The organism is Streptomyces sp. NPDC043176 (assembly GCF_056436715.1).
On record NZ_JBWKCA010000009.1, the window covers coordinates 279,997 to 294,143 of the forward strand.

Annotated in this window: 10 protein-coding genes; 2 read left to right on the forward strand and 8 right to left on the reverse strand. The window is 74.2% G+C overall.

Annotated features, from left to right (window positions below; translation table 11 throughout):
* Positions 1-57 precede the first annotated feature (57 nt).
* From AC067A_RS17845 to speB, 6 genes are all read right to left on the reverse strand, one after another.
* The gene (locus tag AC067A_RS17845; RefSeq protein WP_479243397.1) at positions 58-1,503 is read right to left on the reverse strand and encodes an aminopeptidase; all 1,446 of its coding nucleotides are present in this window, start codon (positions 1,501-1,503) and stop codon (positions 58-60) included.
* 99 nt (positions 1,504-1,602) lie between these two features.
* A complete protein-coding gene (locus AC067A_RS17850) occupies positions 1,603-2,037 on the reverse strand; it encodes a hypothetical protein (RefSeq protein WP_479243398.1) in 435 nt (144 codons plus the stop codon).
* Between the two features lie 163 nt (positions 2,038-2,200).
* Positions 2,201-5,926 (reverse strand): ABC transporter ATP-binding protein, encoded by a 3,726-nt coding sequence (locus AC067A_RS17855; RefSeq protein WP_479243399.1) that lies wholly within the window; start codon positions 5,924-5,926, stop codon positions 2,201-2,203.
* Between the two features lie 141 nt (positions 5,927-6,067).
* Positions 6,068-6,364, reverse strand: coding sequence for a lysine transporter LysE (locus AC067A_RS17860; protein WP_479243400.1), 297 nt, complete (start codon positions 6,362-6,364; stop codon positions 6,068-6,070).
* A 103-nt stretch (positions 6,365-6,467) separates the two neighbouring features.
* Entirely contained in the window at positions 6,468-8,150 is a 1,683-nt protein-coding gene (locus AC067A_RS17865) for a thiamine pyrophosphate-binding protein (protein ID WP_479243401.1), read from the reverse strand.
* A 102-nt stretch (positions 8,151-8,252) separates the two neighbouring features.
* The gene (gene speB / locus AC067A_RS17870) at positions 8,253-9,230 is read right to left on the reverse strand and encodes an agmatinase (RefSeq protein ID WP_017237185.1); all 978 of its coding nucleotides are present in this window, start codon (positions 9,228-9,230) and stop codon (positions 8,253-8,255) included.
* 98 nt (positions 9,231-9,328) lie between these two features.
* Between speB and AC067A_RS17875 the strand changes: the two genes are divergently transcribed.
* Positions 9,329-10,978 carry a PucR family transcriptional regulator ligand-binding domain-containing protein gene (locus tag AC067A_RS17875; RefSeq protein WP_479243402.1) on the forward strand — a complete coding sequence of 550 codons (1,650 nt, stop codon included), beginning with the start codon at positions 9,329-9,331 and terminating at the stop codon, positions 10,976-10,978.
* 4 nt (positions 10,979-10,982) lie between these two features.
* Here AC067A_RS17875 and AC067A_RS17880 read toward each other — a convergent pair whose 3' ends face one another.
* On the reverse strand, positions 10,983-12,002 hold the full coding sequence (locus tag AC067A_RS17880) for a zinc metalloprotease (protein ID WP_479243403.1): 1,020 nt from the start codon (positions 12,000-12,002) through the stop codon (positions 10,983-10,985).
* Between the two features lie 190 nt (positions 12,003-12,192).
* Entirely contained in the window at positions 12,193-12,801 is a 609-nt protein-coding gene (locus AC067A_RS17885; protein ID WP_479243404.1) for a hypothetical protein, read from the reverse strand.
* Positions 12,802-12,937: 136 nt separating this feature from the next.
* Between AC067A_RS17885 and AC067A_RS17890 the strand changes: the two genes are divergently transcribed.
* Entirely contained in the window at positions 12,938-14,122 is a 1,185-nt protein-coding gene (locus AC067A_RS17890; RefSeq protein ID WP_479243405.1) for a helix-turn-helix domain-containing protein, read from the forward strand.
* Positions 14,123-14,147 lie beyond the last annotated feature (25 nt).

Genomic DNA, 14,147 nt, shown 5'->3' on the forward strand with positions numbered 1-14,147 from the left:
GGTGGGGTGCGTCCGACGGACGCACCCCACCCCCGGCGACGGACCGACGGACGTCGGTTACGGCCGCAGGCCGTGCTCGCGGGTCGTGTCCTCGTCGACGGCGGCGTCGAGGCGGGCGTCGAAGCGGGCGAGCGGCTGGGCCGCCTGCACCGCGGGGGCGGAGACCCCGGCCCAGGCGAGGATGCGCGCGGTGGCGTTCTCCCGCTCGGCGTCGACGAGCCCGGCGACGTTGGCCCCGTGGTTGGCACCGGGCGCGACGTAGACGTAGCTGTCGCGCGCCCCCTTGCCGAGGCGGAACTTCTCGGCGCCCCACGGGTCGTTCTCGCCGTAGACGAAGAGCATCCGGTTCGCGTTCTTGCGGACCCAGTCGTCGACGTCGCGCATGACCTGCGGCTTGAACCTCATGGGGATCTCGCGCGGCACGAAGCTGCTGGCCGGCTGGTAGCCGTAGCGGCTGAGGCCGTCGAGGTGCGGCTGCTCGATGGTGGGCGAGCCGAGCTCGGTGGCCGCCTGGTAGTAGTACGGCGTGTAGTACTCGAGGCCCTGGTCGCTGTAGGTGGACCAGCCGGAGTAGGCGTCGATCGTCTCGTAGACGGCGTCGTCGCTCGCGGTCGCCGCGACCGGGATCTGGTCGCAGACGTCCTGGCCGTAGTACTGCCAGAAGCCCCACACGAAGTCGAGGACGACGGCCTCGTACGCCTTGTCGAGCGAGCCGAGGGTGTTGAAGGTGGCGCCTTCGGACTCGGCCCAGGCCTGGTACTTCTTCTCCAGCGGCTCGCGGCGGACGAGGGCCTCGCGCTGGAGGGCGTTCAGGCGGTCGCGGCAGTCCTTCGTGCCGACGTTCTCGAAGAACCGGTCGTAGGCCGAGTCCTCCTTGTTCACCACGTCGTTCGGGGCGACGTAGGCGACGACGCCGTCCATGTCGCGCGGGTAGAAGCGCTCGTAGTACGTGGCGGTCATGCCGCCCTTGGAGCCGCCGGTGGACAGCCAGTTCTTGCCGTAGATCTTCTTCAGCGCCGTGTAGATGCGGTGCTGGTCGGTGGCCGCCTGCCAGATGTCCAGCTTGGACCAGTCGGCGGGCTGCGGACGGGACGGCGTGAAGAAGCGGTACTCCATGGAGACCTGGTTGCCGTCGACGATCCGGGTCGGCTCGGTCCGGCTCGGCGTGGTGCTGAGGCCGTACCCGCTGGTGCGGAAGACGGTGGGGCGGCTCGTGTCCTTGTGGAGGAGCGACAGCCGCTGCTTGAACGTGCCCGCCCACGGGCGGTGGTGGTCGATCGGCTGGACGTACTCCAGGACGAAGTAGCGGTAGCCGGCGTACGGCTTCTCCTCGATCAGGCTCATCCCGGGGATCGCCAGGATGCGGTCCTTGATGTCCGTGCTCTGCGAGTCGGCGACGGACGTGCTGTCGGTCTCCGTGTCCGCGGCGGTAGCCACGCCGGTAGAGCCGACGGTGCCTATGAGCACCGAAAGCGACAGCAGCCATCTGAGCGACTTGCGCATTCGTCCTCCCCTTGGTTCACAACGGTGTCGCGAACCTAGCGGGGGCAACGTGTGGACCGCCAGACCCAGTTGGTCCTTACCCTTGGACTTTCCTTCGTGTCAGCACAGGATCCAGCCCGTGGCCGTGCTCTTTCCGGCCACCGCGCCGTAGACCCGGACGCAGCGGTTGAGGGCGTGGACGGTGACGGGCCCGGCCTGCCGGTCGAACCGCCCGGACCTGACGGCGGGCCGGCCGCCGCGCGGCTGGACGGAGACCGTCATCGGGCGGCGGGCGCCGGGCCGCTTGGCCACGGTGACGGCGCAGACGTAGTGCCGGGTCCGGTACACCCGCACCTCGCCGGTGGCGAACGCGTAGGTCCTGGTGGGCCGGCCGTGGCAGACGGAGGCGGCGTCCGCCGTCCCGGCGCCGGGGCCCGGTCCCGGCAGCGCGATCAGCGCGAGGGCGGCGAGGAGCGGGGCCGACACGCGCGCGAGCACCCGGCCGCGCCCCCGTCGGCGGTCGCGCCGGCCCGTGGCCGTCGGGTCCGTGGTCATGCGTTCCCCTCCCGGGTGAATCACCGTACGGACGTACGGCCGTACGACGCACCACACACCGGAATGGTTGCCTCCGGTGATACGGGAGGGGCCGAGGAGGCCGGAAAACGCCGCCGGCCGGCCCCGAGGGGACCGGCCGGCGGCGCTCGCCTCCCCTCGGGGGTCAGACCCGCTCGGGCTCGGCCTCGCCGATGAACGTGCTCCAGAGGGCCGCGTACCGCCCGCCGAGGGCGAGCAGCTCGTCGTGGGTGCCGTCCTCGGCGACCCGGCCGCGGTCCATGACGATCACCCGGTCGGCACGGGCCGCCGTGGTGAGGCGATGGGCGACCACGAGGGTCGTGCGACGGCCGGCGAGCCGGTCGGTGGCCTGGTTGACCTGGGCCTCGGTGGCGAGGTCGAGGGCGGCCGTCGCCTCGTCCAGGAGCAGGACGTCCGGGTCGACGAGCTCCGCGCGGGCCAGGGCGACGAGCTGGCGCTGACCGGCCGACAGGTTGCGTCCGCGCTCGGCGACCTCGTGGAGGTAGCCGCCGTCGAGCGTGGCGATCATGTCGTGGGCGCCGACCGCGCGGGCCGCCGCCTCGACCTCGGCATCGGTCGCCCCCGGACGGCCGTACGCGATGGCGTCGCGGATCGTCCCGGCGAAGAGGTACGACTCCTGCGGGACGACGCCGAGCCGGTGGCGGTACGCGGTGAGGTCCAGGTCCCGCAGGTCGGTGCCGTCGACGGTGACCCGGCCGCCCGTCGGGTCGTAGAACCGGGCGACCAGCTTGACGAGGGTGGACTTGCCCGCGCCGGTCTCGCCGACGAAGGCGACGGTCTGCCCGGCGGGGATGCGCAGGTCGATGCCGGAGAGCGCCTCCTCGCCCGCGCCGGCGGGGCCGTAACCGAAGGACACGTCCTCGAAGACGATCTCGCCGCGCAGCGCGGGCACGTCCAGCGGCGCGGCCGCGACCGCCGTCGACGTCGGCTCCCGGAGCAGGTCCTGCATCCGCCTCAGCGACACGGAGGCCTGCTGGTAGCCGTCGAAGACCTGCGAGAGCTGCTGCACGGGGGCGAAGAAGAGGTCGATGTAGAGGAGGTAGGCGACGAGGGCGCCGGTGGTGAGGGTGCCGGCCTCGATGCGGTTCGCGCCGACGATCATGACGGCGGCGGCCGCCGCCGAGGACAGCAGGGTGACGAACGGGAAGTAGACCGAGATCAGCCACTGGCCCCGGACGCGCGCCGCGCGGTACTCCTCGCTGCGGGCGCCGAACCGGTCGGCGACGGACTGCTCGCGGCGGAAGGCCTGCACGATCCGGAGGCCGGAGACGGACTCCTGGAGGTCGGCGTTGACGATGCTGATCCGGTCGCGCGCCAGCTCGTACGCCCGCACGCTCGACCGGCGGAAGAAGTACGTGGCGACGGCCAGGGCCGGCAGGGTCGCGAAGACCACCAGGGCGAGCTGGAGGTCGAGCACCAGCAGCGCGACCATGATCCCGAAGAAGGTCACGACCGAGACGAAGGCGGTGACCAGACCCGTCTGGAGGAACGTGGACAGGGCGTCCACGTCCGTGGTCATCCGGGTCATGATCCGGCCGGTGAGCTCGCGCTCGTAGTAGTCCAGGCCGAGCCGCTGGAGCTGGGCGAAGATCTTGAGGCGCAGCGCGTAGAGCACCCGCTCGCCGGTGCGGCCGGTCATGCGGGTCTCGGCGGTCTGCGCGACCCACTGCACCAGCACCGTGACCAGGGCGAGCGCGGAGGCCGCCCAGACGGCGCCGATCGCGAGCCGGTTCACGCCCTCGTCGATGCCGTGCCGGATCAGGACCGGCAGCAGCAGGCCCGCCCCGGCGTCGAGGGCGACGAGGCCGAGGCTGATGATCAGCGGCAGACCGAAGCCGCGGAGCAGCCGGCGCAGCCCGTAGGCGTCCTCGGGCGACACGGCCCGGGCCTCGTCGATGCCGGGGGTGTCGGTGGCGGGCGGCAGGGCGGCGACGGCGGCGAGCAGCTCGGGGGTGGCGCCGGGCACGGCGCGCTCCCGGACGGCGGCCCCGTCCCGTACCCACAGGGTGGGGGTGATGCCCCGCTCGGCGTCGAACTCGGCGTCCAGTTCGGCGCGCAGCGTCCGGTCCTCGGGCGGTTCGGCCGGCGTCGCCGGGTGGCCGGGCGAGACGGCGCCGAGCTCGTCGGGGTCGGTGAGGAGCCGGCGGTAGAGCTCCGAGCGCTCCTGCAGCTCCTCGTGGGTGCCGATGTCGGAGAGCCGGCCGCCGTCGAGGACGGCGATCCGGTCGGCGAGGCCGAGGGTGGAGCGGCGGTGGGCGATGAGCAGGGTCGTACGGCCCGCCATCACCGACTTCAGCGCCTCGTGGATCTCGTGCTCGACCTTGGCGTCGACGGCGGAGGTGGCGTCGTCGAGGAGCAGCAGCCGGGGGTCGGTGAGGATCGCGCGGGCCAGCGCGAGGCGCTGGCGCTGGCCGCCGGAGAGGGTGAGGCCGTGCTCGCCGACCTTGGTGTCGTACCCGTCGGGCAGCCCCGCGATGAAGCGGTCCGCCTGGGCGGCGCGGGCGGCGTTCTCGATCTGTTCCCGGGTGGCGTCCGGGGCGCCGTACGCGATGTTGGCGCGGACGGTGTCGGAGAAGAGGAACGAGTCCTCGGGCACGAGTCCGATGGCGGCGCGCAGCGAGTCGAGGGTGAGCTCGCGGACGTCGTGGCCGCCGACGAGGACGGCGCCGTGGGCCACGTCGTAGAAGCGGGGCAGGAGGAGCGAGACGGTCGACTTGCCGGAGCCGGAGGCGCCGACGACGGCGACGGTCTCGCCGGGCCTGATGTCCAGGGAGAAGCCGTCGAGGACGGGGGTGCCGTCCTGGTAGGCGAAGGACACGTCGTCGAACTCGACGGTGGCGGGGGCGTCGGCCGGGAGCTCCTTGGTGCCGTCCGCGATGACGGGCTCGGTGTCGATGAGGTCGAGGACCCGTTCGGCGCCGGCGCGGGCCTGCTGGGCGACGGTGAGCACGATGGCGAGCATCCGGACCGGGCCGACGAGCGAGGCGAGGTAGGAGGAGAAGGCGACGAAGGTGCCGAGGGTGATCTGCCCGCGGTAGGCGAGCCAGCCGCCGAGGGCGAGGACGGCGACCTGGCCGAGGGCGGGGACGGCCTGGAGGGCCGGGGTGTACCTGGCGTTCAGCCGGATCGTCCGCAGGCGCCCGGCGAACAGCTTCCGTCCGGCCTCCCGGATCTTCCCGGTCTCCTGCTCCTCCTGCCCGAAGCCCTTCACGACCCGGACGCCGGTCACGGCCCCGTCGACGACTCCGGCGACGGCCGCGGCCTGCTGCTGGGCGTGCCAGGTGGACGGGTGGAGGCGGGTGCGGCTGCGCTTGGCGATGAACCACAGGGCGGGGGCGACGGCGAGCGCGACCAGGGTGAGGGGGAACGACAGCCAGGCCATCACGGCCAGCGAGATGAAGAACAGCAGGAAGTTCCCGATGGTCATCGGGAGCATGAACAGCAGGCCCTGGATGAGCTGGAGGTCGCTGGTGGCCCGCCCCACGACCTGCCCGGTGGACAGTTCGTCCTGCCGTCGCCCGTCGAGCCGGGTGATCGTGCGGTACATGTCGGTGCGCAGGTCGTGCTGGATGTCGAGGGCGAGCCGGCCCCCGTAGTAGCGCCGGACGTACGTCAGGACGTAGACGACGACCGCGGCGGCTGCCAGGAGTCCGGTCCACACCGCGAGGTCCCGGGTCTTCGTCCCGATCACGTCGTCGATGATCACCTTGGTCACGAGCGGCACCAGGGCCAGCACGGCCATGCCCGCCAGCGACGACCCGAGCGCCAGGAGCGTGTTCGTCCTGTACCGCCACGCGTACCCGGCGAGCCTCCGGGCCCACCCCCGCTGTTCCCGCCCGACCTCCGCCACCAGTGGCCTCCCGCTCGTCCTGCTCTACCGGAACACCCAACACGCCCGACGTGCGATTTCATCCCGCCGCAACAATCGGCACGCCGGAACGGGCCGCCGGTCCCGGGAGCGGGGGGCCTCGGGGATCGCCCGGGAGATCGCTCAGGGGAGGAGGGCGTCGGTTCCGTAGAACGCGAGGACGGCGACGATGGTGAAGGTGGCGACGGCGATGGTCGCCAGGCGGCTCGGGCGCCCCCGCTCCGGCCCGCGGAACGCCTCCCAGCCGCCGTAGCCGGTGAGGAGGACGAAGAGCCCGGCTCCCGTGACGGTCAGGGCGGGGCTGACGCCCCAGCCCCACCTGACGGCGAACGCCAGGCCCATCAGGGCCAGGAGGGCCACCATCGTCAGGACCGCCTCCCCCACGATCTCGACGACCCCCTCCTTCACGAACTCCCACACGCCCCGCACGGTGGACTCCCCTCGCGTCGCACGACCGGCCCCGCGCCGGCCCCCGGTCAGGAGGACCCGTGCGGGGCCGGGAGGGTTGCGAGGGGCCGGGCCGTCAGAGGTGCGTCGGTTCGAACATGCGGAGGAGGGCGGGGAGGACGACGACGGAGGGGCCGGGGGTGGTGAGGGCCCCGGCGAGGTCGGCGGCCAGGGTGTCGGGGGTGGTGAGGGTGGCGGGGACGCCGAAGGACCCGGCGAGGGCGACGAAGTCGGGGCGGGTGAGTTCGGTGCCGGTGGCCGCGCCGTAGGCGTCGGTCATGTACTCGCGGAGGATGCCGTAGCCGCCGTCGTCGACGATCAGCCAGGTGACGTCGAGGTCGTACTGCCTCGCGGTGGCCAGCTCGGCGATCGAGTACATGGCGCCGCCGTCGCCGGAGACGGCGAGGACCGGCTGCGAGGGGTCGGCGACGGCCGCGCCGAGGGCGGCGGGGAAGGCGTAGCCGAGGCCGCCGGCGCCCTGGGCGGAGTGCATGGTGTTCGGGTGCCGGGCGTCGAAGGCCGACCAGGCCCAGTACGCCAGGATCGTCATGTCCCAGAAGCTGGGGGCCCGGGCCGGGAGCGCCTTGCGGACGGCCGCGACGACCTGCTGCTCCAGGTCGAGGCCCTGGGCGGCGATCCGCTCGCGGACCTTGCCGAGGACGGTGGAGACCCGCTCGGGAGCGGTCGGGTCGACGCGCTTCCCGGCCGTCTCCAGGAGGGCCTGGAGGGCGATCCGGGCGTCCGCGTGGATGCCCAGCGCCGGGTGGTTGGACTCCAGCTTCCCGGCGTCGGCCTCGATCTGGATCACCCGGCCGCGCGGGGCGAACGTGTGGTAGTTCGAGGACAGTTCGCCGAGCCCGGAGCCGACGACGAGGAGGACGTCGGCGTCCTCGAGGAAGTCGGTGGTGTGCCGGTCCTCCAGCCAGGACTGGAGCGACAGGGGGTGGTTCCAGGGGAAGGCGCCCTTGCCGCCGAAGGTCGTGACGACGGGCGCGTCGATCAGCTCCGCGAGGGCGCGGAGCTTGCCGGAGGCGTCGGAGCGCACGACCCCGCCGCCCGCGATGATCGCCGGCCGTTCCGCCTTCGAGAGCAGGTCGGCCGCGACCGCCGTGAGTTCGGGGCGCGGCACGACGTCCTCGGGCGTGGCGTCCATCGCCGTCACCACGGGCAGCCGGGTCCCGGCGGTGAGCACGTCCTGCGGGATCTCCACCCACACCGGCCCGTGCGGGGCCGTCAGCGCCGACTCCCAGGCCGCCGCGATCGCGGACGGGATCTGGGACTGCGTACGGGCGGTGTGCACGGACTTCACGACGTCCCGGAACGACGCCTGCTGGTCGCGCAGCTCGTGCAGGTAGCCGTGGCGTCCGCCGCCGAGTCCGGCGACCGGGATCTGGCTGCCGATGGCGAGCACGGGCGCCGAGGCCGCCGCCGCCTCCTGGAGCGCGGCGAGCGACATCAGCGCGCCGGGGCCGGTGGAGAGGAGCAGCGGGGCGGCCTCGCCGGTGATCCGGCCGTACGCGTCGGCGGCGAAGCCCGCGTTGTTCTCCGTCCGGAGGCCCACGTACCGCAGCGACGAGCGGCGCAGCGCGTCGAACACTCCGAGCGCGTGCTGACCCGGCAGGCCGAAGACGGTGGTCGCGCCCAGCCCGGCGAGGGTCTCGACGACGAGGTCACCGCCCGTGCGGCCCTTCGGCGGGTTCAGCGCGGCGGCGGTCTGCGCCTCCGTGGGTCGCAGCACGAGGTCGTGGTCGTGGGTCATGGGGTCCCTCTGGGCGTGGCTCGACGATCGGGTGCGGCCCGGTGGCCGGGTCGTGCCCACCCGTTCCGCAGGGCGGAACGTATGCCCACGACCCGGCCGGCGTCACATCGAGGTGCGGCTCGCCGCGATCTGGCGGGACATGATCGTCGTCAGCTCGTACGCGGTGTGGGACGCGGCGACGGCGGTGATCTCGGCGTGGTCGTAGGCCGGGGCGACCTCGACGACGTCGGCGGAGACCAGGTTGCAGGAGGAGAGGCCGCGGAGGATCTCCAGGAGCTCGCGGGAGGTCATGCCGCCGGCCTCGGGGGTGCCGGTGCCGGGGGCGTGGGCCGGGTCGAGGCAGTCGATGTCGATGGAGATGTACAGCGGGCGGTCGCCGATGCGCTGACGCAGCTGGTCGGCGACCTCGTCGGCGCCGCGGCGGTAGATGTCCGCCGAGGTGACGATGCCGAAGCCCATCTTCTCGTCGTCGGTGAGGTCCTGCTTGCCGTAGAGCGGGCCGCGGGTGCCGACGTGGGAGAGGGCGGAGGTGTCGAGGATGCCCTCCTCGACGGCGCGGCGGAACGGGGTGCCGTGGGTGTACTCGGCGCCGAAGTAGGTGTCCCAGGTGTCGAGGTGCGCGTCGAAGTGGAGCAGGGCGACGGGGCCGTGCTTCTTGGCGACGGAGCGGAGCAGCGGCAGGGCTACGGTGTGGTCGCCGCCGAGGGTCATCATGCGGGCGCCGGTGGCGAGCAGGTCGTCGGCGGCGGCCTCGATGGTCTCCACGGCCTCGTTGATGTTGAACGGGTTGGCCGCGATGTCGCCGGCGTCGGCGACCTGGGCGAGGGCGAACGGGGAGGCGTCCTGCGCCGGGTTGTAGGGGCGCAGGAGGCGGGAGGCCTCGCGGATGGCGTTGCCGCCGAAGCGGGCGCCGGGGCGGTAGGAGACGCCGCTGTCGAAGGGGATGCCGACCACGGCGACGTCGGCGGTGCCGACCTCGTCGAGCCGCGGCAGCCGGGCGAACGTCGCGGGACCGGCGTACCGCGGGATGCGGGACGAGTCGATCGGGCCGCGCGGGGTGTTCTGGTCGCTGCTGCTCATGGTCGGGGTCCTCCTGGGGGTGTCGGTGGGTCGGCTCGACAGTAAGTGGCCCGAAAGCGACATTGAAGTGTACGTTCCCTCCACTGTACGGACCGCGGATGTACGAAGGGGCCACTCCGATGACCGCACCGACCGCCCCGGAGCCCGGGCCCGGCGCCACTCCCCCCGCGCCGCCGGTGCCGCTCGCCGCGCTCCTCTCGCACCCGGCCCTGGGCCTCCGGCTGCTCGCCGGGCCCGGCGACGTACCGCTGCACTGGGTGCACACCTCGGAGATGGCCGACCCGTACCCGTACCTCCTGGGCGGCGAGCTGCTGATGACGGCGGGCGTCCAGCTCACCGACCCGGCGCACTACGTCCGACGGGTCGTGGAGGCGGGGGCGGCGGCGCTCGCCTTCGGGGTGACGCCGGTGTACGACACGGTGCCGGCCGGGCTCGTCGAGGCCTGCGCGCGGCACGGCCTCCCGCTGGTCGAGGTGCCGCCGAGGACGCCGTTCACCGCCGTCGCGCGGGCGCTGTGGCGCCTGATGGCAGAGGCCAGGCTGTACGAGCTGCGCCGGGTGACCGAGGCCCAGCAGTCCCTCGCGACGGCCGCCGCCCGGCCGGCGCCCGTCCCGGCGGTGCTCGGCGCCCTCGCCTCCCGGCTCACGGGGCGGGCGGTCCTCTTCGCCCCGGACGGCACGGAATCCGCGGCGGCCGGCCGGGAGGTCCCGGCCGAGGCGGCCCGCGCACTGCGGGAACTGGCGGGCGTCCTCGGCCCGCGCCCGGGCGGCCCGGCCTCGGCGAGCGGGGACGGCGGCGGGCTGAGGCTCGCCGCGTACGCCCTCGGCGGCGGGGACGGCCTGACCCTCGGCGTGGCGACGGGCCACCGCGGCCCGGGCGACCACACGATCGTCGGCGTCGCCGTGGTGCTGCTGTCCCTCCTGACGGCCCCGCACCGGGGCGCCGACGCGGCGGTACGGGACGGCGCCCTGGTCCGGCTGCTGCTCGGCGAGGCCCCGTCCGAGGTCGCCGCCGCCCTCGGCCCCGGGCCCTGGACAGTGGTCCACGCCCGCGGCGGCGACGGCACCCCGTTCGCGGCGGCGGCCCTGGCGGCAGCCCTGGGAACACCCCTGGTGGACACGGGAACGGGGCGGGTGCCGGGCCCGGGTGCGGCCACGACGGGCGCGGGACAGGGCACGGCCACGGCCGGGCCGGGCTCGCGTACGGCCGCGACGGCCGGGGGTCGGGGTACGGCCACGACCGGGGCCGGGTCCGAGCCGGGCCCGGGTGCGGCCGCGACGGGACCCGGGCCGTCCGGTGCGGGTGCCGTCCCTCCCCTCGTGCGGCTGCTCCTCCCCGCCTCGGCGCCCCTCGTCGCGCAGCCCGGGTGGACGCTCGGGGCCGCCGCCCCCGCGCTCGCCCGGGACCTCGCCGCGGCCGACGCGGAGGCGGGGCGGGCCCTGCGGCGCGCGGAGGCCTCCCGCACCCCCCTGGCCCGGCACCGCCCCGCCGGTTTCACGGGGCTCGTGGACCCCGCGGAGGCCGCCGCGTACGCCCGCTCCCTGCTGGCCCCGCTCGGCGAGCCGCTGACCGAGACCCTGCGGGTCTGGCTGTCGCTGCACGGCAGCTGGGACCGGACGGCGACGGCGCTGGACGTCCACCGCAACACCGTCCGGCAGCGGATCACCCGCTGCACCGCGCTCCTGGACCGGGACCTGGACGACCCGGACGTGCGGATGGAGCTGTGGTTCGCGCTCAAGTCCCGGTGAGGGGTCAGCGGACGCCCGCCGCCTGGGCGGCGGCCAACTCCTCGACCCGGCTGCGGTAAACCCTGGCCAGGTCGCCGCCGTTCGCTTCGGGAATCCCTTCCGGGCCGGCCCCGAGCGCCTCCAGGACCGCTTCGGCACGGGCCTGACGGTCCGCCAGCGCGTCCGCGGTGTGCGGGTACAGGAGCCCGAGCCCGCGCTTGTCGCCGTCCGACAGGTTCTGCCCGTTGCCGGCCGGCGCGCAGCTGCTGGGGGTGGACTTGTAGAAGAAGGCCGGGAACCGGTACAGCATCACGGACTTCGTGTCGAACGGCCCGGCGACGAGGTCCGGGGCGTCCACCGTGCGCAGGTTGTGGTCCACCTTCGCGCGCGGCCACCGGTTCGGCGCGCCCGCGAGGTACGTGTAGATGCCGGGGCGCCGGCCCTGGGCGTCCGCCACGAAGGTGCCGGCCGGATCCTGGGTGGGGGCGTACCCGACCTCGTCCTCCCAGCGGAACTCGCCCTCGCAGGTACCGCGCATGTTCTGGTGGGAGTGGTGGAAGCCCAGCGCGTGCAGGAACTCGTGCCGCACGGTGCCCTCCCACAGGGCGGGCCTGTTCGTCGCGTACCCCCCGAGGTTGAGGCTGCGCTGGCGGGGGTTGCCACCGACCGGGCCCCCTCCGGCACCGATGGCGCCGTCGGTGCTGTCGGTGCCCACCAGGGAGAAGTAGCCCGGCAGGTCGAAGCTGACCCGGATCTCGGCGGCGAGGACCGTGTCGGCCGTGGTCCATCTCCGGTAGGTCCCGCCGTTCCGCCCGAAGTCGAGCGTCAGGTTGCAGGCGTCGGTGATCTGCTCCGCCGCGCCCGCGATGTCCGCGTGCAGCTGGTCGCTCCCGTCGAGGAACGCCACCCGCACCGTCTTGCCCAGGGGCCACTTCCCGATGTCGGTGACGAGGAACTCCAGGCCGTCGGCGGCCGCGGCGCGCCTCCAGCGGTCCCGTACCTCGATCTCGGCGGTGACCTCGTCAGGGAGGGATTCGAGTTCCATGACGCATCCTTTCGCCTCACGTGCGAGAGATCCCCCCGACCGGTACCGGTCTGATGACGGAGGGGCCGCCCGGCTGGACGCACGAGCGGGCCGACGTCGGAAACCCACCTCCCAGTGTCCCCCGAGCGGAGGTGCCGCGCGACCTGACGGTCACTCTGAGTAGTTCCCTCTCCGCCGGGGTGACGCTGTGTCAGGACCAGAGCTTGTTCACGGCGGTCTTCGTCGTCGTGCGGAAGCCGTCCAGCGGGGCGTCCTTCAGGTCGCCCATCCGGCCCCAGCGGACGAAGGTGACGGTGCGGCCGTCGCGGCCGACGGAGAAGAGGTGGATGTCGGTGATCCCGATCTGCGGGTCGGCGGTGTCCAGGCTGTAGACCCAGGCGCCCTCCTCCACGGCGAGCTTGCCGTGGTAGGCGCTGACGGCCCGCAGGCCCGGGTTCTGCTGCTCCAGAAGGGTGCCGCAGCCGGCGAGGGCCTTGCGGAGGGTGTCGACCAGCTTCACGGCGTCGGCCTCGGTGCGGGCGACGGTGGTGATCTGGACGCCGTTGGTGTCGAGCTCGGTGCTGAACTCGCGGTAGCGGGTGTTCTGCGCCGGGATCTTGTACGGGGCGCAGAGGGCGCCGCCGTTCTCCGGGACGCCGGTGAAGACCTGGGTGGCGGACCACGGCGTCGACGACGGCGGCATCTGGGAGGCGGCGAGGAAGGCGGGCTGGGCGGCGGCCTGCGCCGGGGCCGTGGCGAGGGCCGCGAGGCCCAGGGCGGCAGCGGCGGCGGTGGCGAGTGCGGTACGGAGCTTGTTCATGGTGGTGGATCCCCCGTCGGGTCGTTCGGTCGGTGCTCGACCAGCGTCGGGCCGCCGCCCTCCGCCTGCAACGGTGACGCGCCCTCCCTCCGTCCCGGAACCATCCCACCCCCGCTGACGTGCAAGGACATGAAGCATGGGACGCAGGGCCGAGGGGGATGGAATGCCGAAGGACGCCGCCGTCGGGGAGTTCGCGCGGCTCGTGCGCGCGCTGAAGGCGCGGGACGGGCGCAGTTACGAGGCGCTGGGCCGGCGCCTGAGCGTCAGCGCGTCCACCCTCCACCGCTACTGCTCGGGCGCGACCGTCCCGGAGGAGTTCGCCGTGGTCGACCGCCTCGCCCTGCTGTGCGGGGCGGACGAGGAGGAGCGGCGGGCCCTGGAGGCGGCCTGGAGCCGCGCGGACGGCGCCCGTCGCCCTCCGGTGCCGGAGCCCGACGCGGAGCCCGGGCCCGGCCCGGAACCGAAGCCGGCGCCGGAACCGAAGCCGGAGCTGGTGCCGGCGCCGGAGCCTGCGCCCGAGCCCGAGCTGGAACCCGTGCACGCGCGCGTGCCGGGCCTCCCGCCCGGGCGGCGGAGGCGCCGGTGGGGGTGGGCGGGCGTGGTCGCCGGGGCGCTGGCGGTCGTGGGGACGGTGGCGCTCGGAGCCGTACTCCTGCCCGGGAAGACCCCGGAGCGGGCCGCCGAACCGCCGGCGCCGCTGACGTGGACGGTCGCCTCGCACCTCTGGGAGAACGGGTGCGGGCAGGCCTACCTCGCGGAGCGGACGCCCCCTCCCCCGCCGGAGGCGGCCGACGCGCGGAGCTGGGCGACGGCGCAGGGGGCCGTGCACGGCGGGGAGACGCTGGTGCGGGTGTCGGTGCAGGGGAAGAGCGCGGCGGCCGTGGTGCTCCAAGCGCTGCACGTGCGGGTGGTGGAGCGGGGCGCGCCGCTGCCCTGGGCCGCGTACCGGATGGGCGGCGGGTGCGGCGGGGCGGTGACGCCGCGCCGTTTCGAGGTGGACCTGGACCGGCCGCGGCCCGTGGCGCGGGCGGTGGACGGGTACGACGCCTCCGGGCAGGAGGGCCGGACGCTCCCGGCGGTCTCCTTCCCGTACGCGGTCAGCGCCGCCGAGCCGGAGGAGCTGCTGGTCTCGGCGGCAGCGGCGGGCTGCGACTGCCGCTGGTACCTGGAGCTGGAGTGGAGCAGCGAGGGCCGTTCCGGGACGGTCCGCATCACCGACGGAGGGCGGCCTTTCCGCACCTCCTCCCTCACGGGCAGGCCCGCGTTCGCGTACGACGACACGAGCCGCCGCTGGATCCCCGCGGAGACCGACGGCTCCTGACCGCGCAGAGGAGGGACGTGAGATG